The sequence below is a fragment of the Galbibacter sp. genome, assembly GCF_048266365.1.
Taxonomy (GTDB): Bacteria; Bacteroidota; Bacteroidia; order Flavobacteriales; family Flavobacteriaceae; genus Galbibacter.
In genome coordinates this window covers 602,912-627,687 of sequence record NZ_JBLWZP010000001.1, presented here as the reverse complement: position 1 = coordinate 627,687, position 24,776 = coordinate 602,912, and the positions used below count along the sequence as shown (strand labels likewise).

Sequence of the window (24,776 nt, the reverse complement as noted above, 5' to 3'; positions counted from 1 at the left end):
CCATCCACTACAATGGCAAAAGAAGGGTTTGACCTCGGGGGTAACCTTTTTAGCTTTTCTCATAGATTAAGGTCAATAAAAGTATCTCCTAGATTTGGTGTAGCGCTTAATTTACCGCTTTTATAGGCGTTTAAAATATTCGTAGTGTTACGAACAACAGAGCTATCAAAGTCTGCCAATGAATACAGTACTGTAGCGCAGCTATCTTGCTTATCAGTAAACCAAATTGCATCATTTCTAAAAATGTCTTTATTATCTAAAATTTCTCGATTATGAGTCGTTGCAATGATTTGAGAACTTTTAGAATTCAAAAGGAAGGACAATAGAAAATGTAAATATAAATCCGGGTGTAATGATGCCTCTAACTCATCAATCGGAAATGCCATTGAATTTTTAATTAATAAAGCTAGTAACCCGGCAAAACCATAATACCGTCTAGTTCCTTGTGATTCAAATTCTAAAGGTAAAGTATATGCTCTGTTATCCACCGTATGTTCAAACTCAAGATTCACGGCTGACAATTTACCTTTATCCTCCAATTCCTTTATCCTTTCATCAGAAGCTTTTAATTGCTTCTTTAAAAACTGAATGAACTCATTAGGGATTTCCTTTTCCTCTTCTTGGATGACAATATCGGAAATGTTAAAATCAGCTTTCTTTAAGATTGTAACAATATCGGATTTAGAAATTTCATTCTCTTGAATTTTTGTTGTTACAAAACCCTCCAATTCTGTTTCCGAATACACTAATGGATTAAGGTAAGTCTCAAACCAAATAATTACCTCCTGTAATTCCTTTAAGTCGATATTAGTCTTTAAATAGCCTCCTAGGACTGTATTGTTTGATAATGTATTAGCTTCAAGCGTTTTCCTAAAGATTTTATCAGCAATGATTTTAGTGCCAAATTCTATTTCCGTAAACTGCTTGGACAAATTTGTTTTTCTCTTAAATACATTAGCTCTATTAGGATTATAAAAATATAATTCTTCAGAAACAATGGCTTTTTTAAAAAAGGTTACCTCATAAAAGTATTTGATACCGTTCTGGAAAAAAGTTATTGAAAGAATTGAATTTTGTGTTGGGGTTAATTGGTCAAAAAGAAACGGATTAAACCTTAACTCAGCAGTTTTCTTAACTTCAGGTTTGAGAATAAGATTTCTCAAAAAATGTAATGCATTAAGAATTGTAGTCTTTCCTGAAGCATTTGCGCCATATATTAATGCAAACTTTAAAATTCTTTGCTGACCACAATGTACAACATAGGCATCCTCAAGGTGCGTCGATTTGTCGGCCTCAAAGGATAAAGTCTGCTTTTCTTTTATTGAAGCAAAATTCTGAATACTGAAATCAATAATCATTTTTATGTTATTTTATGTAAGAGACTTACAAATTTAGTGATAAAAAATCTAAAACAAACAATATAATACACCAAAAATGTAAACAGATTGTAATTTAAATGCTATTTTTAACCCACAATAAGATCGGAGTGACATCTTAAATTTTACCTTTAGTCTTTAAACTTTTCCGTAATATTACCAGATGTAAAACGTACAACACAAGAGACTACTCATAATGATGGATAAAATAATACACTGGAATGTGGACCCTGTCATATTCTGGATCACTGACTCCTTTCCTTTAAAATATTACGGGCTTTTTTTCATGTCCGGTCTTATACTAGCCTATTACCTAGTGAAATGGATTTACAACAAAGAAGGTGTCGCTGTCGATAATTTAGATAAACTATTAACCTATGTTGTCGTAGGTACAATAGTTGGAGCTCGACTAGGACATTGCCTGTTTTATGAACCGCACTACTACTTTACTCATCCCATTGAAATAATCCTGCCCATTACCAAAATCAACGGCTCCTATGAGTTTATAGGGTATCAGGGGCTAGCGAGTCACGGAGGAGGTATAGGCGTTATTATTGCCATTGTATGGTATGCCAAAAAATACAAAACAAATCTATTATGGATATTGGACAGAGTTGCGATAGCCACTCCTATTACAGGGGCCTTTATACGGTTAGGGAATCTAATGAATTCTGAGATTTATGGAAAACCAACCAATGGAGAATGGGGTGTTATTTTTGTAAGGGATGATCTGATTCCTAGGCATCCCACACAACTTTATGAGGCCAGTGCTTATTTCCTGATTTTTGTCATTTTGTTCTGGCTATACAGAACCAAGAAACCGCTCTTGGGAAATGGATTTATCTTTGGACTATTCCTGGTACTCCTATTCATAGCAAGATTCTCAATCGAATTTTTCAAAGAAAATCAAGTAAGCTTTGAGGATCAACTATCTTTAAATATGGGTCAGCTCTTAAGCCTACCTTTCATATTGATTGGATTGATAGTAATGTATTTAAAAAGGAAGCCGAGCCTTTAATTCGAAAATTCTTGTGTTACACAGAGGGATAATACGTACTTAAAGCTATCTGGGAGCTTTTGGTATGCATTATTTGAATCGAATTGAAATATCTAAATGCGCTCCTAACCCTTCATTAATAATCCTTTGTAATGTCGAAAACCTGATATCTTTTAAATTTCTCTCAAGTCTAGAAATATAGGATTTGTTTGTCCCAGCCAATTCAGCCAGTTGCTCCTGTGTCAGTCCCTTATCCTCTCTAGCTTGTTGAATTAATACGCCCAATTTGAAGGCATCGTATTCTATTTCAAATTCCTCGCGTCTTTCATTTCCTAGTTTTCCAATTTTTTCATCAATAAATTGGTCAAGGCTTTTCAAATTTTTATCTTTTGCTTTCATAATATTCTTTTTTACCTGCTCTGCATATTCAATTTGTTGCCTAGGAGTTTTTTGAGTTTACTTCTGAAATCCATTACCAACTACGACAATATTATCCAAGTCGAAGAAACAAAAAATCCTGAAAATGTTATTTCCAACCTGAACTCTTATTTCGTAAAGTCCAGTTGTATTCTTCAGGTGCTTTAAATAATTTTCGGGAATGCGATCAATCTCCTCAATAATTCTTAAAGTCCAAACAATTTTCTTTTGTACCTTTTCTGTCTGGTCATTGTAAAAATCATTGAAGTAATTTTTAAAAAAATATAACTCCCGTTTTTTATTCATGAGGCATATATACAAAAAGTTGTCTAATTGGACTACGACTATTTAGGCTTTCGTAAATTAATTTTAGAATTTATATTCTTACATTAGATTGTGTATCAGGTTAATCTACTCTGTCTAGTTTTGAGATCAATTTTGAAAACAATGACAAATTTGCCATCGGAGAAGATTTTTTTGTCCTGCACGTCAAAGGCACCCTTTTGAGAATCAAGAATTGCCTCTTTTTTTTTAAACGTTAGGACGCTATTGATCTATATCCAAAAAATTGCCTTGAGTCATCACCGATTAACGGATTTAAAATTCAAATAATCCATTTAGTTTTTTTTGGTAAGATCAACTTTGGAAATCGCACCGAAATTAAAACAAATCAAAATCCACAGACAACTTATTACCTCATTCACATCTTGGTTGTAAACATTAAACCAAGGAACAGTTTAATCCATCCCTTGGTTTAATTATTAACTAACATACACATTTATCATTTATCTAATTATTGGCCCGGTGTCAGCCTCATAGCACCAAAATAATAGAATCCAGATCCGTTATTATTGTTCTCCCCAGCAGTGACCGTAATGGTAATTTCACCATTAGCATCTGCTTGAATACCATCAGCACAACCAATCTCAGAATTATTATTGGCAGTTTGGACATAAGTCGTAGCAGTGTTCTCTCCAGCCACTATGAATTTTGTCTCCCTGTCATCGCTAACTCCGGCTCTGGAGCCAAAGAAGCACAGGTTATAGGTGAGATTAGGATCTAAGCCTGAAAGTTTTATTTGACTCTGCTTTATTTCCAGACCCTGCCAAACACCGCTACTGTTTCCGTAGTAGGATTGTGTGGAGACATCTGAAGGAATTTCAAAGTCAGTGGTAACATCTGATTCTCCTGACCCATTCATATCATTAAACCTTTGAGTAACTAGTAAAGAAATATCAGTATACGCATCATTTTCATCTTTTAAATTATCTATAGAAGAACCCTCATGATGATCCGCTAGGGTATTCCATTTTGAAACAATTCGATGTCCAAAATTGATATAAACAGCCGCATTTAACGGTTCTGCATTTCCTGAGGCATAATCAGTGAGGATGGTAACCTTATCTGGATCGCTTATAGCGGCATGCGCAGCATGTTGTGCTATTTCTGCTTCCAAGTCTGTTATAGCGTCCGGCTTATAAGAATTTCCAATTACGTTAATTCCTGTTAGAGCTTCAAACCAAGTACTTGCAGCGGTATACCTTCCTATTCCAAGATCAAGATGATATCCATCACGCGTGAAGTTATCACCAACAAGAGAAGTTCTTCCATTTTGAATTGCAGTCCCGGAAGGGATAACGTAATCCATATCAGCCATAACTACAGCCTTCCTATAGGCATCTACAATAGCCTCATACATGAGCTGTTGATCACTTCCGTAATTAGGAAAATCCGAATGAGTAGAAGTTTCATCATAAGCCCAAGTTTGGTGTAATACATACTTAACCTTAGTATTTACAGCTAGGGCTTGTACATAATCTAATAATGCGGGTAATGGCGTAACAAAGGTCTCATACATACCAGATTTTCCACTTACCTGTTGAAAACTAATATAATCCCAATTTTCATCAGTTACACCCACCTCTATAGAAGTGTCAGGAGTACTTGTCTTAGTTCCATCTTCGTCAATTTTTCTATAGTTATATGCTGCAGTATTCGCTTGTGCATTCGACCAGTGTAGGTCAAGGGGAGCTCCTCCAATATAGAGGTTTCCTATAACCATTTTTACACCCTCAGCTTTCCCTAGATCATATAGATAGTTCTCTACGGCATCTTCAGAAAAACTATTTCCTATGGCTAAAATTTTCAGAACACCATCATCCTTAGGACCATTAACGCTTACTTCAAGGCTGGCACTATATTTTCCATCCACAGAAGAAAAAGTGATTGTAGTTACACCTTCTTTAATTCCAGTAACGACCGCGGAATAATCATCATTCATATGTACTGAAGCCACATCAGGGTCACTAGTTGTCCAGCTATAAGAGTTCCCCGGAATAGTTCCATTAGGTTCAAAAATAGGGCTTACCACTTGCTCCTGTTCCATGTCTAAGATGATAGCTTTTTTATCCAATCTTACCGATACCGCGACCTTAGTCTCTTGCTCCGGAACATTATCATCCTCATTACATGAAAATGAGGAAAAGGTGAAAAGGCTAAGCATGATAAACACAAGTGTTTTCATCTTTATAGGTAAAAGTTTATTCATAATGAAAAAATTTAAATTCGTATTTTGTTTAGTTTGACAGTAGTAAAAATTACTTAAGCTTGATTTAATTCAACTGCTCAAAATTTTCCTTAATAGCTCAAGCCTCAGGGAGGTTCGAATTTTACCTCGGGTGTTTCGAGAAAAATCTCCAAAGGGTTTTGGATACCGTCATTTGCATCTTGGTCATGATCATTAGCAATTTGATCCAGTTCACATGAGGTGAAACGGAAAGGGTGGATAAAAACATCTGTACATATTGTAATTGATTTCATAGTTAGCTAGTTTGAAAATCAATACTGAGGTTTTTGGATCAATCCATTACTATTTATTCCGGATTTTGAACAGTTACAACCTCTTTTCCAACAAAAATGTATACAGATTCTGCACCCAGGATCTATCCTAGGCTTGAGTCTGTTTTTATTAAATTTTAATGAGCCCATTGTTTACTATACGGCTGAAAGTCATATAGCTCTATTTCATTCCAATTGAAATTATCAATGCTCAGCTCATTACAAGTATACTAAAACGTTTTAGCATTTCAAAATATTTCCCGATAAAATTCGATTAATTATTGCCAATCCTGTCCAAATTAAATTTAAGATACTGGTGTGATTTTCAATTGAAATGTTTTTCAAGTTCATCTATCGCTATCTTATGTTCTCTAAAATTCCCTAAATGGATAGCCTCTAATTACCCTCCATTTATAAAGGGGGTTAGTCTACAGGACCGATCGAAGGCTTGGTGTATTAAATAAAAGGAATTCTCAGAACCACAAGAGTAACTTCACCCAGAATCTCATTACTGGAGCGTTTATAGTCTTTACCATGACATCAATGATTGATGTGGTACCGGTTGATCAAAGTGTTCCCCTATGATCAATATAATTTCCATGGGTAAATGTGATAAGTTAATAAGATACACGGATATTTTTCGTTTATCTTATAAAAAAAACACATAAAATAATCAGATAGCTTATTAAAAATAAGTTTCGCTTTACTTATCATCAATTCAACGTTGTTTCGTATCGAACACCTACGGAACATTATTTCTGCATATTTATTATTTTCTTTTATTTATTGCGTTTTCCGGGATTCAGTTAATCGCAAAGGTTAATAGGTTCAAAAAATTCCTTTCCTTGTCCGTAGGCGATGATTCCTTTATGCTGTAATCTACCAATAATCGTAGCTGGATGCGTACCAAATTTACGGGCATATCTTATGATGTCGTTAGTAGAGATTGTTTCTACACCACAAATTTCAGTTTCTTCTTTTTCAGATAAAATGAGGTCAGATGCAAAATTATCTGCCTCTTTCTCGTAGTTATGATTTTCGCCTTCATAAACTACATTTTCAATAGAAATATACTTTTTACCATGAAGTAAAATGTGGCCTACTTCATGGTAAAATGTAAACCAAAAAATATCATTCCTTTTATATCTCCCGCTTAACTGTATAAGGGGTACATTGTTAATCCATCTGGTTGAGCCGTGTATGGCTGTTTTAGGCAAACAAGGCGTATGTACTACTTTCACTCCTGCTGTCAAGCACAAGGCTTGAAGCTGATCAAAAAAATCACCAGGCTGTTCAGCCATAATTGTTTTAATGTTTGGCAAAAGTTTTCTAAATTTGGATTTATCAAATTCAGGTGCTACTAATTGCTCTGCCTGTATCTCTCCACGCCTTAACCAAGATGCAATTGCGGTACCATTTTCGTGGTATTTTAATGATATTCTAAAAGCCACCTGAAGCTTTTGGTTGATGTAATAATCTTCCCAAGCTTTTATACTGGCCACCTCAAAGTAATTAAATAAATTAATAACCTTTTCCTCTATTTTTAAAGTTTTAGGAACCCAACCGAAACTTGCCATCTTTGCGTAAGGAAATGATTTAGCCCAATCAACAGCTTCTTCAATAGCTAATTGAAAGTTCAGTCTCGCCCGATATTCATCAAAATTTCTTTGAGCTTCTGTCCAAAAATGGGCAGGAACTTTAAGAACTTGCTCAAATAATACTGCCATATCTGGTGTAATAGCGCTTTCTCCTTTTAATACAGCTGTAATTGTTTTTTCCGGCTTTCCCGTTCTTACCGCAAATTCCTTAGCTCCTATTTCCCGTTCCTCTAATGCCTCTGATAATATTTCTCCGGGGTGCGTTGTACTCTCCGGGTAATACTGATTAATAGTTGCCATGTTTTCCCTTATTTCCTGTTCTTTTTAATGGTAATCTTCGATCTTGATAATCTCTACTCCTGCAATTTCAACCCAAATGTATTTTCCATCATTATCTGTAGGCACAGGGTTTTCTATAGGAGTAAAAATGAGTCTGTGGGGATGAACCAAATCACAAGCCCAATTTCCTTTTTCATTCTCTCTTAATTCGTGAAATCTTCCTGGGGCATATCTCAAATCTTCTAAAGTTCTTGCAGCTTGAATCTGGGTTAATCTTCTTTTAAAGAGCCTAAACATACCAACTCCTAACTTTCTTTGCCCAATGGAGTCACTATTGGCATATTTTTTTTAGCTTATTGTTCCCAAAAATAATATTCATCGCAAAATTAGTAAAATTATTAACATTAAGTGTTAATTAAAAAACAAAAATAGTGATTGCTTTTTTAAATTTACTATTTAGTTATCAACATCAAGAATTTAATATAGTCAAGTCCAAATATTTAGCCATTAATTACTATCACCAGAGAATAATTTATACAGATAAAAAATTTATATAAAAGCTTCCATAATAAACGCATCAATATAAAAACCCGAATAACCACAACGGAATTTTAGTATTAAGACCTGATTCAATATCATCAGCAGCAATAAGATATGACGGCGCATTATGGACTTGTTTGGATGATTTATTTTTCCCACCAACTTCGATAGTGATTTCGTCGACCAGAAAATCGCCACTCTTAGGTTCAAATACATCAAAACCGGCATTGAGTAACTGTCCCAAGAGAAAGGTTTCCCGTAAATTCCCTTTGTCAGGAATATTGAGAATAGCTGATTACTCTCCTACTAAGATCTGCCTGACCATGGTGAATTTCTAATGCCGAGGATGACGAAAAAATCAATTTTAGTGTTGGTATCCCGTCATATATATTCTTAAGTTCTCTAGACCAATTGGGATACTTATGCACTTCATCAATTAAAAGCACCTCACCTCCTTGTTTATACCAATCCATCGCGGTATCCAATAAACTATGGGTATAAAACCAAGATGATCAGTTGTAACGTATAATCCTTTGCCAGAGGCATCTCCAAGATCATATTTTAAATGTTGCAATAGTAATGTTGTCTTCCCTGGCTCCTCGCGGACCCTTAATTCCAATCATGCGTTGATTCCAGTTAATTTTATCATGTAAAAATCTCCGAAAATCATTATTGGTATTTTTTAATAATATATCCTGAAAATCTAATACTACTTGCATATTGTTGTTTTGAAACAACAAGTGTAGTTAATTTTTGCAGTTTTGAAACTACAAAATATAGTTAATTTGCTTTTTCACAGATAAAATCACAGTTCTCCTTTCTTGGAAGAGTTCCGAACATGTAACACCGCAGGAAGAACAATTTTATCAAACAACGGATTCTCAACATCTTGTTTTAAACTGTTTAAAAACAACTGAGCAGCCCTTTTCCCCATTTCCAATGGAGATTGATCCACAGAACTAATCGAAGGTCTTGTATATTTAATAAACGGTTCATTTCCAAAACCAACCAGCGCCACCTGGTCAGGAATACCTATACCCTGCTCTTCCAACTCCAAATACGCCCCAATGGCCGCAAAATCACTGGCAGAAAAAACAGCATCAAATTCAACCTTCTGTCTCAATAGATTTTTAATCCCAATACTTCCGTTTTCAATCACACTACCGGTCTGAATAACATACTTCTTTGGATCAAGAGCAATACCATGATCCTTTAAAGCAGCACTGTACCCCAGAAAACGATTTTCATAGATATCAAACTTTCGATCCCCCGAAAAATGGACAATCTTACTGCAACCTTGAGAAATTAGATGCTTAGTAGCCTCGTAAGCCCCTTTAAAATCATCAATTACCACAGCGCTGGCATTGACTACCTCAATCGAGCGATCCACCAAGATTAAAGGCGTATCATTCTCCAAAATATGATTTAGATGTTCTTTACCCTCTGTCCTTCCCGTACTGGTGGAGAGAAATATTCCATCCACCTGAACATCCAACAAAGCATTAATATTTTCCTGTTCCGTAGAGGCCAATCCGCCAGTCTGACAAATAATTACATGATAACCCAAAGGCTTTAGCTCCTCTTCTATACCCCGAATAATGGTGGAGAAAAAACTTCGGTTAATAAAGGGAACCACTACCCCTACAACCATGCTATTTCCGGACTTGAGAGCCAAGGCCAATTTATTCTGTTTATAATTCATTTGTCGGGCAGTCTCAACAATAAGCTTTTTAGTAACCTCATTGACCCTTGGGTTATTATTAAGAGCTCGAGATACTGTAGAAGGGCTTATTTTAAGCCTCTTTGCAATATCGTATATCGTAATGTGATTCTTTGATTTCATTGGAAAATATCTAATTAGAAGGAATAACCCTTTTAATAGTGCCATCCTCATTGAACTCCATGGGATCTATGCACACCTCCCTGTGATAGCCCCCGGCACCATTAGCCATATCTACCCCACCTGGTTTAAACATACGGTGGTATACAATATACCATTGATCTGTACCTGGAACCTGAAGTACCGAATTATGACCGGCGCCATAAATTTCCTTAGCATCCTCCCTCATAATTACGATGTTGTTCTGCGGAAAGGTCAACTCCCCTATGGGAGATTTAGAATAGGCATAACGCACCTTGTAATTCGGGCTACGGGTATCATCTTCCGACCAAAGAAAGTAATACAATCCCTTGCGATAGAATACATAAATACCTTCTCTAAAAGTAGCATCCGGCGTGATCACCTTCAAGGTATTTTTCTTTAAAGAAACCATATCCTTTTGAAGTTCAGCCACTGCTAAGTAACCATTTCCCCAATACAAATAACTCTTACCCGTTTTAGGATCCGTAAATACATCAGGATCGATTTCCTGTCCCCTGTCAATCCCTTCAGGTTTAAAATCAATGAGTGGCCTACCGGAATCTACAAATGGCCCCTTAGGATCATCAGCAACTGCAACACCTATTTTCTTGGTACCTCCATCCATTGCTCCACTGAAGTAATAGTAATATTTATAGGAATTTCTTCCTTTCTTCTTTTCAATAATTGAAGGAGCCCAAGAGTTTCCGTTAGCCCAAGAAACTTCCTTTTTCAAATCAAGAATTACATTTTCTTCTTTCCAATTCACAAGATCCGTAGAAGAAAAGGTTTTAAAATAATAACCTCCCCAACCGTCAAACCCATCACTTGTAGGGTACAAATAATACTTTTGATCCTTCTCAGCATACAGAATTTCCGGATCCGCATAAAATCCGGGAATGATTGGATTTGAAGCCGTAGGCATTTCAAAACCTTCAGGCACACCCCACTTATCCGTTAAGTCTTTTAATTCCCATCTGGTGATCGGAACAACAGTTCCATGACGAGGATGAAAATCCATAGAGATTTCAGCATCTATGTTTTCAAACACATCCAAGTCACTGCTCTTACAAAACTGATAGCTTCCATCCATATACACATCGTACAACAACACATAGGAATCGCTGTGATTTAATTTAAAAATACAAGAACCTTCAACAGCTTCTGAAGTCTGTTGTTTATACCCTTTCTGCTCTACCCATTTACCCGAAGTCAACGAACTTGTAATAGCGCGTTTGATACCATTACCATGCCCTTCGGTTTTATAAAACAAATGATACAAACCATTCTTCGCTACGATATCCCCATCGATACATGACTTTCCATTATTTGGAAGGAACAAAGGTTTTGGCTGTCCAACGATATCAGTAAAGTCATCATTAGCATAGGCGTAATAGATAATATCTACGCCATCGCCATATTTCATAGACCAATAGATCATATACTTATCTGCCTCTGCATCATAAATTGATTGTGGTGCCCATACTCTTTTTAAATCCTCCTGTCCACTGTACTTCTTTTGGATGTTAACCACCGAAGAAGTCCAGTTCACAAGGTCATTAGATTTTAAAAGAACCATGGCTCGATTTGAATCCCACCCTTTGGATGAGGTCATATCGGTCATCACCATATAAAATGTTTTACCATCCTCTGCCCTTAGGATATGAGGATCGCGAACTCCACCGGTAGAACTGATTTTCTTGGAATCCAATATCGGCATATTGTTATTCAAAGCCCTAAAATTATAACCATCTGTACTGATGGCATAACACAAAGCTTCATCCGCAACTTGGTTTCCTTTAAAATACGCAAATAAATATGCACTATAGTCTTTCTCCGCGGGGCCTACCTTATAGGATTGTGCTGAAACAAGGCTTGTAAAACCAAGCCCTATACTTATAAGTAACAAACATAACGTTCTCATACTGCTTATAACAATTTTATACGAATCACCTGAAGTGAATACGGTTCAAGATTAATAGTTTTTGATGCATCTAATTCAAGCTCAGTTTGCTGAGCAGTAGCAGATTCATCATCTGGATGTCCGGCAAGCGTATATACAGCTACCTTCTGTGAAGCCAGCTTGAACCCTTCTAAATCCAATTGCGCATCAACAGCCGCAGGAAGTAGATTAACTAGCTTAATGATAAGCTCATTAGAAGCCTTATCCAATACACTTGAAACCGCTACTCTTTTTCTAACAGCCTCGCTAGAATTAGATAACTGCAATTGGTGATCAAAGTATAGCGTTCCAGTGTGATTTCCAAAAAGCTTTTGTACATAATAACCAGGAGTTAAATGCACTTCACTATTGTTAAAATAAATCAGATCCGGATTCCACTGTGTACTCCCTTCCTTAGCCAGTAAAGGCGCATAAGAACTCATCTCCACAATATCGCCATTGCGTTCGATACTGGTAAGGTACAAGGCTTCACTTAAGGCGGTTTCCATATTGTTAGGACGACCTGGCAGATGGGCTGCATATTCCCCAAGATAAACCTTGGACTTACTGCGATCATAGGCGTCGTAATACTCTTGATTATGGATAAACCATCCTGGTGGTTGGTAATAGTGTTCATCTACAATTGGGATATCCAATGCATCGGCCAATTCCCATCCCGCATCATAATCAGATCCACTTGAAAATGGCCCTACAGTACCAATTACGGTAATTTCCGGATGTTCCTTCTGTATGGCATTATAAATCATGGTAAAGCGCTCGATAAACACATCAGAAATCAAATCTTCATTTCCAATACCGATATACTTTAAATTAAATGGTTTCGGATGGCCGGCTTTTGCCCTTACACTTCCCCACTCTGAATCTGCCGGGCCATTAGCCCACTCAATCAGGTCAAAGATATCCTGTATATAAGCATCCATTTCTTCCATAGGCAACCCACACTGTTGTCCTGCTCCTCCGGTGGAAGAGTTTTGACAAGGTACCCCGGCAGCGATAATTGGAATCGGAGCAGCCCCTATATCCTCACAATATTGAAAGTATTCAAAATACCCCAAACCTACTGACTGATGATACCCCCAGATATTACGCTGTGGTATTCTAGCCTCCAAAGGCCCTACGGTATGTTTCCAGTTATAGATATTATCAAGCCCGTCACCATGGGCTACACAACCACCGGGAAAACGTAAAAACTTTGGATTGATATCCGCAATAACCTGGGCCAAATCAGCTCTTAGACCATTAGTTCTATTGTTAAAGGTATTTCTGGGAAATAAAGAAACCATATCCAAAGCAACATCAGAATCCTTCTGAAGTTTGACCTCTAAGAACAACTGCTTTCCAGCTTCTTTGACACGTATAACGGCCTTATGCTTTTTCCAAGAAGTGCTATTGACCTTAACCGAAGTAGCACCATATGATGTACCTAAACTATCCTTAAGGCTAATATCTAAAACATTAGATCCTGATAAAACTTTTGCAAACAAAGAAAGATCATATTTTTCTCCCCCTTTCACAGCAATGCCGGCATAACCGTGATTGCGCAAGGTAGCTCCGGCCTGCTTAGGTCGAAGTACTAAATAATGTTTATTGTTAACATGAATGGGCTCTAAACTATCAATGCTGTGCTCTGTGTCCACTTCCCAAGCTGTTAAAGCATTCCAATTCGGATCGTTGTATTTACGTTCCGAAGGATGGTATTCAAAATCACGATTTTGAATGAGCTCTCCATAAATACCACCATCAGCGGCATAATTGATATCCTCATAAAAAACACCAATAAGCTGATTACTAATTTCTTTCTTACGATCGGCTAAAATCTTAAGTCGAGCTGAAACTGTTTCTAAGCCGGCAAACCGCTGCTCATCTTGATCTGTAGTCTCACGATAAAGCTTGGCATTATAAGCTGCCAAATCTTTTGCAGCGATTAAGTTTTCAACCACATTCCAGGATACTTCATGAACGGTACCCTGAAGAACTTTTCCATTGATACTCGCACTTACCCTTGCATCAGCGATGCTGGAAGATGAAATCTTTGAATAGCTAGAAAAATCTGAAGTCTCTACTGAAAAGCTTTTCGCATCCTGCAATGTTCCATTTTGCCAACTGATCAAAAACGTACCGTTCTGCTTTTGTATTTGTGGTTTTAAGATCGGATCGTCAGTATTAAATACCGGATACGATTGTGGCTTCCAATGAATCAAATCCTTGGAACTTGCATAAGCAAATGCGGGATCCCTATCGTTCACTCCCCATATTGCATGCCAGGTTCCGTCGGTATCATGAAACAAGAAGGGATCATTCATTCTTTTCTCACCACCCCAGGTTCCATAATCACAATACACAAAGGTGTGTTCTGGCCCTATTGCATGCCAATTAAGCTTGTCGGTACTCCAAGCTAAATACAAACCATTTCTGCCTTGCTTTTCTTGAAGTGTGTAAGCAAACAGATATGCCTTTCCCGGATCATCAAGGGCATAGGACTTCATTGGTAGTCCTAGGTATAATACCAATATGACTACTAGAAATTTAATAGCGTAATCAGTTCTTTTCATCAGTAAGTCAATCATTTAATTTAAAAATCTTAGTTCTTTATCTCTTTATAGCGCACCATGGCCTCTACCAGATAATAATCTCCATAGGTAAGTGGTGTATCGACCTCCGTCTTATTGGGCATATTTCCGACTCCGTGTTTTAACAGAAACCCACCGTTACTTCCCTGTTCTGCGATATACTCAGGTGATAACAATGTTTCCAACATGATTTCAACCCGAGAAAGATACTTGCCTTCACTATAGGTAGAGAGTTCTATAAGTGCAGAAGCGATAATAGCCCCCGCAGATGAATCCCTTAATGCATCAGGAATATCGGGAGCATTAAAATCCCAATAGGGCACCATATCCTCTGGCATATTCGGATGGTTTAAAATATAATCAGCGATATTCTTGGCAAAATCCAAGTATTTCACATCCTTGGTTTCTCTATACATCACCACATAGCCATACAAGCCCCAGGCCTGTCCACGAGCCCATGAGGATGCATCTGCATAACCTTGATTGGTGATTTGTTGTTTAACTTCACCTGTGTTTTCATCATAAATCACCTCGTGATAAGAGCTGTAGTCATCTCTGTAATGATGTTCCATGGTAGTATTGGCATGATTAACCGCGATCTCAGCGAAAGCAGGATCGCCACTGTGTTTTGAAGCCCAAAACAACAACTCTAAGTTCATCATATTATCGATAATGACCACCAAGTCATCTTCTCCCCCTTTATTCCAAGGAGCGCTATCCCAGGATCGGATAGCCTTGGCATTTTTGTTATACCGAGTCGCCAGAGATTTAGCACTATTGATCAGAATACGTTCATAGTCGGGATTCGGGTTTAAGCGATTGGCATGCCCATAGCTGCAATACATCATAAAGCCCAAATCATGGGTAGAGGTATTGAACTGTTCCTTTTCCAAATGACCTAATGAATTATCGATCTCCTGTTGAAACATATCACTTCCAGACGCCTGATCCAGGTATAGCATGGTTCCGGAATAAAACCCACTACACCACCATCCTGAGTCACTGGTCTCCAGTTTATCTGTATCTTTAAAATAGGTTTTTGGAAATCGTCCTTCTTCTAAACGAGTCGCCATAGAGTTGTACTGGTAAACAGCAGTATTTAATACTTGGTCAATTTTCTTTTCTAAAGCAGACTCTTCTTTTTGACATCCAACAAGGGATAACCCTAAGAAAAGCAGCAGTGTTTGATAATAGTTTTTCATCAATGTAAGTAATTAGTTAATTAGACAAATCAAGCTCTAATACCTGAACAGTTTGTGGTGGCATACTGCTATCCAAGCCTTCGCCATCAATCTGTGATACGTTTTGAGCATAAATATGTAATTTATTATAGCGTTTCCATAGCCCCTTATCAAAATTGGGTTCCCACTCTCCTACAGCGGTTTTGGTCAGATCCTTCAAGTTCCATTGCTTATTATCAAAACCATACTGTGCCAAGGTGATTTTATTTCCACGAAGCTTATCCCTATAAAGCAAAAACAGATGGTTGTCATTCACCAAAATCTCCGGTCTTGAAATCGGAATACTTTTAGTTCCTCCCCCTCCAAGTTCAAAATCCTGATTACGAAAATCAGTATCCATCAATTGCCACTGATCATCCACATGGTACACCACTTTATATTGTGTTATGGAGTCCGACCTCCAATAACTGGCAATATAAGGATTTCCAAAAGGGTCTGTGGTTATGGAAGTTTGATTCATAAGGTTGCTGTTTTCGACTACCTTCCATGCATAGGGAGCCGTAGCCCGTATGATGGGTAGCTTTAAATCGTTACCATCAATATCCTGCCAACTAACTCCTCCATCCTTAGACACCATATAGGCGATATCGTGATTAGTGGTCACATCCCAGGATTCTCTCCAAGTCCAAGACAGATGAATACCGGTAGCATCCACATGGGTTTGCCAATAGGCAGAACGAATCTGCTCTCCGTCAATAAGATTATGGTGAAGTTGTGTCCATACCCCGGTATTAGGATCATAACGGTTCACCACCAGGTTACCCCGTCCCGAAGCCCCAGATCGGTATAGAAACAATAATGATCCATCAGAAAGATTCTGAAACTCGGGATAGGTTACTTTTTCTTCTTGCAGGCCTGTCATGGAAATTTCCTCATCGAGTTCTAAACTCAAAGGCTCTTTACTTTTAGCATATCGTAAGCGGGTATCATGTTGATCCCAGCTTACATGAAGATAGCCCTTGGCATCCACAGCCATACTGATGGAGTTATGGGCATCTTTGACGTTTCCGCTATAGGGGCTAACCAAGAGTTTCCACTTCGATTCATTTAATGTTCTAGTGCCCAGTACCATCTTCCCTTCACCATTGTAAAAGGCAATAAACTGATGGTTTTTAAAACTACACAGGGCCTGGTTTCTAAAAATAACGGTATTGACGGAGTTCTGACTCCAGCCCATACCGACATTACTTTGGGTTACCCTTAAATCAGCGCAGCCACAACAAAGCAATACACATCCCAAAAACCCTAAAACAACCTTATTCATGAGCGCGTCTTTTGACACAAATATTTTTAGCAAAATACGAACATCCTTCCAGACCATCGGCCTCTCCGGAAGACCCTTCCATTTGCAAGTTTACAATAAGCCACATAGGTTTGTTTGAAAAGTTCGTATAATGAACTCCCTGTTGCACCTCATCGATATAATAGGTAATCGAAGCATGAGATTCGTCCAACCACTGCAAACGAACCTTATACGCATGCCAACTATCAGCAGCATCTGAAATTTCTTTTTTGATGGTCGTCACATCCTTGGGCGTGATAAAGGTGTTTTGCCAATTCACGGCATCACCTTTAAATTCCAGGATGTCCGTCTCAGGAGGCCAACTATCTACTCCGGTCATCCAAAATGCCGGCCAGGTTCCAGGGGCAATAGGCGCCTTAAATTCTCCCGAAATCTCATATAAAGGATACTCCTTTGTTACGGTAATAGGAACTTTAGCATGTACTGCACCAGAGCGATATCGAATTGGCAGGTGTGGATCCGAACTACTACTGCCCACATCTTTGGATAAAAGTTCTGCCCTTAATTCTAAAACACCATCATTTAGGATAATATTAGAGGCATACATACGCGCTGTTCCATTATGATCCCTACCCCAAGGGTAGTAATTGTCCCAATGCTTTTTAAATGCACGATTGCTATCAAAGGACGAAGGTGCGATTAGCGTATCCCATGCCTTCTTTCTTTCCCTACCGGGATAATAGGCATGATCAATTGGAATTTGTTTTCCACTCCATATCCTTTTCTGGGTCCAATCCTGGGCAGGAGCTGCCCAAAATGGGGTTTGTTTTTCTAAACCAAGTACTAAAAAGGCGGTGGAAACCAAATACAAACTTCCTGTGGAAATATAAGGTTCTGCAATTTCTTTTTGCGCCCCATAAAAACCAATGGTTAGCCAGCCCTGTTTATCAAAAGTTCCCGGGGCTTCCATTTGTTTTTCCAGCACAGCCTTTAAAGCAGAGCGTACCTGTGCAGGATGAACTTCTGAAGGTAACTGCTGTAATAAAGCGATCTGGGATAACAACTGAAATGCACCCGCCCTATAGGCCAAAGATCGCCCTATAGGCGGGAAGGTGCCATCAGGAGCGATAAGTCGCTCTTGTACGGCAGCATAACGTCTCGCCCTATCCAAAAACACATCAGCCTGATCAATAAATTTACCTTTATATCGCCAATGTGATAACTGTTCTTTTTGATCTGCAAGAACGCCTAAGATATCCAGGATCATGGGCTGAATTACATAGCTGTTGTAATAATCCCAATGAAAATCAGGACCATCACCGTACATCCCATCACCCAAATACCACTCATCATGCTTAAATAAAGCGTACTCAAGACGCATCATATCCGCCTTTCCTTCAAACTTCAATAACGCTGCTTCTATCATGCCGCTAAACAGTAGCCAGTTCATATAAGGAGGTGATATGCTTCTGGTGCTTTTAAAAGCAGACAGCACGTTTTGCTTTACCTCCAATGAAAGTCTATCCCACAACTGTGTTGGTGCCCGAATTAAGGCTTCCGCCAAAAAAGCGGCATCTACCAAAGGTTGACCGCCCTGGGTGAAGTTCATATAATCTTTTGCTGATGGATTGGTAGCATTTTCAATACCGGCTAAAGCCAACTGAATATACTTCTCTCGAAGCTGACCTTCCGAAGAATCATCGGAACCGAGCTCCAACCAAGGAGCCATTCCGGCCAGGGTTCTTCCGAAGGCCTCCAAATGAGTAACTTCTTCTCTCCCCCCATAAGGATTAAGTGCCTTTTCAACAGGCATTGTTGCCTTAAGTTTATCTTCAGCCAGGTTCTTAAGTACCGGATCCGCAATCTTTACAAGCATATCCACAAAATACTCCCTATCCTCAAAAGTCGGCGCACTTGATTCTTGCGACCAGCTAAAATTCGTTAGTAGCGCAGCAATAAGCAGCAGGGGTAATTTTACCCCTGCAAATGCTTGAACTGCCCTAACAACATCAATCAATTTATTCATTGTTTTTTTATTTTTCTTTGGGCAGTCCTAGTAACCGGGGTTCTGCTCAAGTTTGTTTTCCTTATTCAACTGAATCTCCCGTAAAGGTATAGGAAGTAACAGATGTGTATCCGATAATCCTTGGATTTGCATCCCAACAGGCGCATCGCTATTATGTTCATTTGCACGCTCGACAAGTGTACCGGTACGCATTAGGGTCATTCTTCGATTTTCCTCTGCCAACAGCTCACGAACACGCTCATCCAAGATAAAGTCCAAGTCGATATCAGAAGCTGATACCGCAGGAGCATTGGCTCTTTGACGTAGCGCATTAATGGTAATGGCAGCACCGGAAGGATTACTCTGCATGAGCTGCGCTTCAGCTTTTAAAAGATAGGTCTCTCCTAAACGCATCAAGATAAAATCTTTCCACATTCCGTATCCAAATGTATCTCTTGGATCAAAATGCCCCCACTTCAAGGTATAAGGATTGATGATAAACAGTGTATCAGGTCCTGAGTAAGGCACATACTCTCCATACTGCTCGAAATCAGGATTGTTATATCTAAACCTTCTGTGAATGTTGTATTTAGAATTTCTAACATCACCATCTTCATATAAATCATACAACACCCAGTTGTTCAAACGAATTCTAGCAATTCCACGCCCTCCAAGAGAATCCGCCGGAATCATACCGTTTCTGTTGTGATAACCTGCACCCCAAACACGTCTTTGTTGAGGATCTCCGGTACTTCCACCGCGAACATCACTAGGGTTCTCATTCTCTAACACCCAAATGGCTTCAGTATTCCCTTGTGATCTACGCTGATTACCCTTGAAGAACATATCCGAAAACGGATCCCCAGGTTGATCGGATTTCACTCCATAACGCTCATCTACCAACTGAAACTTACCACTATCAATAATTAGATCCGCCTGATCTTCTGCCTTACCTGGCTCTCCTACACGAAGGTAAAACTTCGCAAACAACTGATTGGCAGCAAAACGACTAACTCTAGCCTCAGCGGGAGTGTTGTCAATGGACGGAAGGTTTTGAGAGGCATACAATAAATCCGCTTCGATTTGAGCATTCACCTCCTCCAAGGAGGCTCTTGTGTAATCGAGCTTTGGCTCAGCAATAGGCTCCGTAACCAGTGGCACTCCGCCAAATAAGGTAGCCAGCAAATTATAAGAGCGCGCTCTAAAGAACCTAGCCTCTGCATTAATTAGTTTTAATTGATCAGCCGTCATATCCAGGGCGCCTCCGGTTGGATGCTCTGCACTGTAAATAATACTATTGGCATTTTCAATAACATTATACGCCCTTCTCCAGGTTTGGAAAGCGGCCTCATCATCTGGAGTAAGCAGATCGTATTCATAATAAGGTACCTCGATACCCTGAGGCTGTGTTGGCCAAACAATGTCTGTTCCTACTTGCCATACTCCTACCCAACCTTGGTTACCACTCTGGGTATAGAACGTACTCACTTGTTGGTAGAGTCCAATAAGTGCTGATTCAAAACCAAGTTCATCATTCAAGGACTCCGGAGTATATGCGGACTCGATATCCTCCTCCAAAAAACTATCGTTGCAAGAGACCAGGCAAGTGCCGCTAAGTCCCACAACAAGAGCCATTATTTTTATATATTTTTTCATCTTCTTATGTTTTAATTCTTTAGTTAGCATGCTTAAAGCGATAAATTCATTCCTAGTGAAATCGAACGAACTACAGGATAGTTATTGGTCCAAGTGTCTGAGCCTCTATAAGATTGATTGCTCTCCGGATCCCATCCAATCCAATCGGTGAAGGTGTAAAGGTTCCTTCCCGCTACATAAAACATTAAATCAGAAATACCATAGCGCTCTGTAAATTCACTTGGGATTCTATAACTCAAGCGAACATCCTTAATTCGAACAAAACTGGCGTCCCGGGCATACCCATATCCACGGGTATTTCTATAGCCGATAGAAGGCCACTCATTGCTCTGATTCTCCGGAGTCCAATACCCTACCTCTTTTGGGGTATTTCTTCTTCCGGCCTCATCACCGTAGTTCATATCTGGATTACCTTTTAGCACTCCCTGAACAGTTTGAATAAAGAAACTCATACTTAAATTCTTATAGGTAAAAGTATTGGTAATCCCGCCAGTCCAATCTGGAAGGCTGGATCCCAAATAGGTTCTGTCATTCTCAGGATCGATCACGCCATCACCGTTGATATCAGCAAATTTGATATCACCCGATTGAGCCGTCGGATCCCATTGTGAGTTATCCTCACCTTCTTGCCATATCCCTACCATTTTATAATCATAGATCGCGTTTAATGGTTTTCCAATAAACCATCGGTTCGCAATATCATCTTCTCCGTCACCGTAAATCTCTAAAAGCTCGTTGGTATAGGTGGAAAAGTTAATGGAAGTTTCCCAGGTAAAATTATCATTCTGAATATTCTTAGTATTCAAGGTAACCTCAAAACCTGTGTTTTGCATCTCTCCTAGGTTATCCCAAATACTTTCCGATCCAGTAATTACAGGGATACTTCTTCTAAGTAGTATATCTCTGGTTTTACTTCTATAGACCTCCACAGAACCGGCGATTCTGTTTCTCAAAATACCAAAATCCAATCCTATGTTCATGGAAGTTGTCGTCTCCCAGTTCAAGTTAGCGTTACCAAGTCCATCCAAAAAGGTTCCAATTAAAGCAGAGCCTCCGAAGGGATACAATACCGTACCTGCAGTAGTGGCTGTTTGTCCAACGGCTACGGCCTGGTTTCCTGTTTCACCATAAGACAATCGCAGCTTTAATTGATTGATCGCATCATTTCCGGATAAAAAGTTCTCATTGTGAATATTCCAACCCAATGCCACACTTGGGAACACCCCATACTTACTTGTATTGGCTCCAAAGGCAGAATACCCGTCACGTCGTGCAGTTAAAGTTAATAAATAACGACTGTCATAAGAATAATTAAGACGTCCCATTTGAGAAAGCAGCGTCGATTTCCAGCTATCAGAAGAAGCTGAAATGTTCTGAGCGGATTCAATATTGTTATATGACAGCTCATCGTTTATAAAACCAACCCCTCTGGAGGTAGATTCAAAAAACTCGTTGGATTGCGCACTGTACAGTGCCGTAAGGTCAAAATGATGTTTTCCTATATCCTTGGTATAGGTCAATATGTTTTCAACAATCCAGTTATTTTCTTTATAATCTTTAATATCCGCGGTACCATTCTGGTCATTGGCTGCTCTACCTTTATAGTTCGCATAATGATATGGATTAGAGGTATAAGAAGCATTGATACGGTATTTTAATCCTTTTACAAATCCGGGAGTAAGCTCTGCAAAGAGTGTCCCGGATAAATTATTATCGCGCTCTGTCCTATCAGTAGTGAGTCCTAAAAGTGGATTCTCCCACAACTGCTCTGGGGACATCGGGAAGATTAAGTAATTACCATTCTCTTGATAAGGCACTGAATACGGGCTCATCGCCGAACCATTTAACAGGTTCGCTCTACCGCCATCAGTATTATTATTGGCAAAGAAAGCATTTAAGCCCACCTTTAAATAATCGGTAACCTTCAAATCAAGATTTGTACGCAGGTTGACCTTTTTAAAAGAATACCCTTTAATCACACCATCTTGATCCAAATAACTACCGGAAAGGAAATATTTAGCATCTTCGGTACCACCTCTGATACTTAAATTATGCTCCTGAATGCTACCGGCTTGGGTTGTTGCATCAATCCAATCCGTAGTGATACCGGCATTGTAATTATCAATTTCAGCCTGGTTTAATAATACCCCGGTTTGTTCAAGACCTCTAGCACGCATGTACTCCCTGTACTTTTGTACATAAGCTTCGGGACCACGAGGTTCCAATATATGTGAAATACTCTCTAAACCCGTATAGACCGAATAGTTTATACTCGGTTTACCGGACACCCCACGTTTTGTAGTGATCAATATCACCCCATTAGAACCACGTGTACCGTAAATAGCCACCGCAGAAGCATCTTTCAAAATTTCAATAGACTTAATATCTCTTGTATTAATGTCATTCATGGATCCATAAAAAGGGGTGCCATCAACAACAATAAAAGGACTTGTGTTAGCATTAATAGAGTTTACCCCACGAATCTGAATACCACCTGTACTCCCAGGAACTGAAGAACCTTCAGTAATGGTAAGACCGGCAGTAGTCCCTTGAATCGCTTGAGTCACATTGGTAATCGGTAAGTTCTCTAAACGACCTTCCGGTACAGAAGATACTGACCCGGTAACATCGGAACGCTTTTGGGTACCATACCCCACCACGACTACTTCATCCAATTGTGCAAGATCTTCCTCCATCGCAACATTAATGGTAGAACGGCCATCAACGGCAATCGTTTGGGTTTTAAATCCAATATAAGAAAATTCCAAGGTAGCATCTGAAGATGCATCCAATTGAAACGTCCCATCAAAATTAGTAACGACTCCAGTGCTGGTACCCTGAACAAGAATACTAACCCCTGGTAGTGGCATACCATCGCTGGAAGTCACACTTCCGGTAATTGGCTGCTGGAAAGAAGAATCCATCCCCTTCCCATACATTGAACAGAAGCTAAACAAGGTCAGGCAAACCATTAGTATGCCAACCCGAAAGCCAAAAATTTGTGTTGTTTTCATAAAGTTGAAGTTTGATTAAGATAATTACAATCGATTGCCAAAAAAGAATACAATCGATTGTATGTTTACTAGTTCACATTTAGTTTGATTGTAAATGTATATTTTACATTTACTAAAAACAAAATAAAATGTTAATTTAACATTTATTGATTGAACACAAATGATTACATCTCCCCTATAACCCCTTAAAAAATACAGTAATGTCCTATTGATCTAGGAAGCTCAGTTAACGGAAAAGTAAAAATCACCTCGGTTGCTCCTGTGTTGCGTACTGCTCCAAACTCTAATACACTTTTACTTAATGATTAAAAGTAGTTCCCGAAAATCCATACTTTCTATTGACCAGACAAACTTTTCGGTTCAATATAATTACCGTTGGATCACAGCTAAGGTGGTGTTGGCATACATTTTTATCTCAGATCTTGTAAAATTTCGATGAACTTTTTGCCATCTCCCATTTTAATTTCGCCGTTTTCATCTTTGATTTTTGGGATTCCGTATTTTACTTCTTTTACTATTCCATTCTTATCCAAGAAAAAATTTAGAGGATAGGCTTTTATTTCCATTTTGTCCATAAAATCCTTTGCACCTACTATATGGTTAAAAGTGAAATCGTATTTTTCTAAAAATTTTTCTACATCTTGTTGCGTTTCGAATGTTAGCGCAACAAAGTTAAAGTCCGAGCTATATTCTTCTTTAATTTTGTTTAGGATAGGCATTTCAACGATACAAGGGGCACATCTGGTAAACCAAAAATTGATAATTGTTGGCTTGCCTTTCAAATCTTCCAATGTAATTTCTTTTCCTTTTAAATCAGACAATTTAAAGTCTGGGAAAGGTTTCTCCAAGTAATCTGAAAAATTATTAGTAAAAGATTCTGCTCCTTTAACCCCAAAAGTAACAAAGTGAATAACGGAATCCTGTTTAGTCTCTGTTCTTGTCGTATGCGCTACCAAGGACATGCCTTTTAGTTTATCACCTAATTTTTCTTGTTGTTGCAAAAGCAAGTTATCTAATTTTGTCTTGGTTAGCCTATTTTTTCCGTTAGTCGAATAGTATTCTATTTGGGAAAATGAGGTTATGGAATAGCTTAAAAAAAAGAGTAGAACAAGGTATTTCATAATTTCAATAATTTAATTTCTATATTCTAAAGACTGAAAAATAAGCAAAATGTCGCAATT

At 38.6% G+C, this 24,776-nt stretch carries 19 protein-coding genes; 1 reads left to right on the top strand and 18 read right to left on the bottom strand.

Going from position 1 to position 24,776, the window contains the following annotated elements; all coding sequences use genetic code 11:
- Window positions 1–59: 59 nt before the first annotated feature.
- Window positions 60–1,358, bottom strand: coding sequence for an AAA family ATPase (locus ACN0TV_RS02620; RefSeq protein WP_417359819.1), 1,299 nt, complete (start codon window positions 1,356–1,358; stop codon window positions 60–62).
- A 214-nt stretch (window positions 1,359–1,572) separates the two neighbouring features.
- Between ACN0TV_RS02620 and lgt the strand changes: the two genes are divergently transcribed.
- Entirely contained in the window at window positions 1,573–2,394 is an 822-nt protein-coding gene (gene lgt / locus ACN0TV_RS02615) for a prolipoprotein diacylglyceryl transferase (RefSeq protein ID WP_417359817.1), read from the top strand.
- Window positions 2,395–2,463: 69 nt separating this feature from the next.
- Here the strand turns inward: lgt and ACN0TV_RS02610 are convergent, their stop codons facing one another.
- The 17 genes from ACN0TV_RS02610 to ACN0TV_RS02530 form a co-directional block, all read right to left on the bottom strand.
- Window positions 2,464–2,772, bottom strand: a complete 309-nt coding sequence (locus ACN0TV_RS02610) for a helix-turn-helix domain-containing protein (RefSeq protein WP_417359815.1) — start codon at window positions 2,770–2,772, stop codon at window positions 2,464–2,466.
- Between the two features lie 57 nt (window positions 2,773–2,829).
- Window positions 2,830–3,096: a type II toxin-antitoxin system RelE/ParE family toxin gene (locus ACN0TV_RS02605; RefSeq protein ID WP_417359813.1), complete on the bottom strand. Its 267-nt coding sequence runs from the start codon at window positions 3,094–3,096 to the stop codon at window positions 2,830–2,832.
- 487 nt (window positions 3,097–3,583) lie between these two features.
- Window positions 3,584–5,338 carry a DUF4886 domain-containing protein gene (locus ACN0TV_RS02600; RefSeq protein ID WP_417359811.1) on the bottom strand — a complete coding sequence of 585 codons (1,755 nt, stop codon included), beginning with the start codon at window positions 5,336–5,338 and terminating at the stop codon, window positions 3,584–3,586.
- Between the two features lie 104 nt (window positions 5,339–5,442).
- Complete coding sequence (locus tag ACN0TV_RS02595; protein WP_417359809.1) at window positions 5,443–5,610, bottom strand: hypothetical protein; 168 nt, start codon at window positions 5,608–5,610, stop codon at window positions 5,443–5,445.
- An 824-nt stretch (window positions 5,611–6,434) separates the two neighbouring features.
- Window positions 6,435–7,526 (bottom strand): ImmA/IrrE family metallo-endopeptidase, encoded by a 1,092-nt coding sequence (locus ACN0TV_RS02590; protein ID WP_417359807.1) that lies wholly within the window; start codon window positions 7,524–7,526, stop codon window positions 6,435–6,437.
- A gap of 24 nt (window positions 7,527–7,550) precedes the next feature.
- Window positions 7,551–7,802: a type II toxin-antitoxin system RelE/ParE family toxin gene (locus ACN0TV_RS02585; protein ID WP_417359806.1), complete on the bottom strand. Its 252-nt coding sequence runs from the start codon at window positions 7,800–7,802 to the stop codon at window positions 7,551–7,553.
- Between the two features lie 280 nt (window positions 7,803–8,082).
- A complete protein-coding gene (locus ACN0TV_RS02580) occupies window positions 8,083–8,289 on the bottom strand; it encodes a hypothetical protein (protein ID WP_417359804.1) in 207 nt (68 codons plus the stop codon).
- 28 nt (window positions 8,290–8,317) lie between these two features.
- Window positions 8,318–8,518, bottom strand: a complete 201-nt coding sequence (locus ACN0TV_RS02575) for an AAA family ATPase (protein WP_417359803.1) — start codon at window positions 8,516–8,518, stop codon at window positions 8,318–8,320.
- Window positions 8,519–8,850: 332 nt separating this feature from the next.
- Window positions 8,851–9,888 carry a LacI family DNA-binding transcriptional regulator gene (locus ACN0TV_RS02570; protein ID WP_417359801.1) on the bottom strand — a complete coding sequence of 346 codons (1,038 nt, stop codon included), beginning with the start codon at window positions 9,886–9,888 and terminating at the stop codon, window positions 8,851–8,853.
- A 10-nt stretch (window positions 9,889–9,898) separates the two neighbouring features.
- Window positions 9,899–11,827 (bottom strand): family 43 glycosylhydrolase, encoded by a 1,929-nt coding sequence (locus ACN0TV_RS02565; protein WP_417359799.1) that lies wholly within the window; start codon window positions 11,825–11,827, stop codon window positions 9,899–9,901.
- Between the two features lie 5 nt (window positions 11,828–11,832).
- On the bottom strand, window positions 11,833–14,418 hold the full coding sequence (locus ACN0TV_RS02560) for an alpha-L-arabinofuranosidase C-terminal domain-containing protein (RefSeq protein WP_417359797.1): 2,586 nt from the start codon (window positions 14,416–14,418) through the stop codon (window positions 11,833–11,835).
- A 29-nt stretch (window positions 14,419–14,447) separates the two neighbouring features.
- Complete coding sequence (locus ACN0TV_RS02555) at window positions 14,448–15,638, bottom strand: glycoside hydrolase family 88 protein (RefSeq protein WP_417359795.1); 1,191 nt, start codon at window positions 15,636–15,638, stop codon at window positions 14,448–14,450.
- A 16-nt stretch (window positions 15,639–15,654) separates the two neighbouring features.
- Window positions 15,655–16,941 carry a BNR repeat-containing protein gene (locus ACN0TV_RS02550; protein ID WP_417359793.1) on the bottom strand — a complete coding sequence of 429 codons (1,287 nt, stop codon included), beginning with the start codon at window positions 16,939–16,941 and terminating at the stop codon, window positions 15,655–15,657.
- Window positions 16,934–18,946 carry a DUF2264 domain-containing protein gene (locus tag ACN0TV_RS02545; RefSeq protein ID WP_417359791.1) on the bottom strand — a complete coding sequence of 671 codons (2,013 nt, stop codon included), beginning with the start codon at window positions 18,944–18,946 and terminating at the stop codon, window positions 16,934–16,936. Before ACN0TV_RS02545 ends, ACN0TV_RS02550 begins: the two co-directional genes overlap by 8 nt.
- Before the next feature lie 27 nt (window positions 18,947–18,973).
- Entirely contained in the window at window positions 18,974–20,581 is a 1,608-nt protein-coding gene (locus ACN0TV_RS02540; RefSeq protein WP_417359789.1) for a RagB/SusD family nutrient uptake outer membrane protein, read from the bottom strand.
- Window positions 20,582–20,613: 32 nt separating this feature from the next.
- On the bottom strand, window positions 20,614–23,595 hold the full coding sequence (locus ACN0TV_RS02535; protein ID WP_417359788.1) for a SusC/RagA family TonB-linked outer membrane protein: 2,982 nt from the start codon (window positions 23,593–23,595) through the stop codon (window positions 20,614–20,616).
- 410 nt (window positions 23,596–24,005) lie between these two features.
- Window positions 24,006–24,596: a TlpA family protein disulfide reductase gene (locus ACN0TV_RS02530; protein WP_417359786.1), complete on the bottom strand. Its 591-nt coding sequence runs from the start codon at window positions 24,594–24,596 to the stop codon at window positions 24,006–24,008.
- Window positions 24,597–24,776 lie beyond the last annotated feature (180 nt).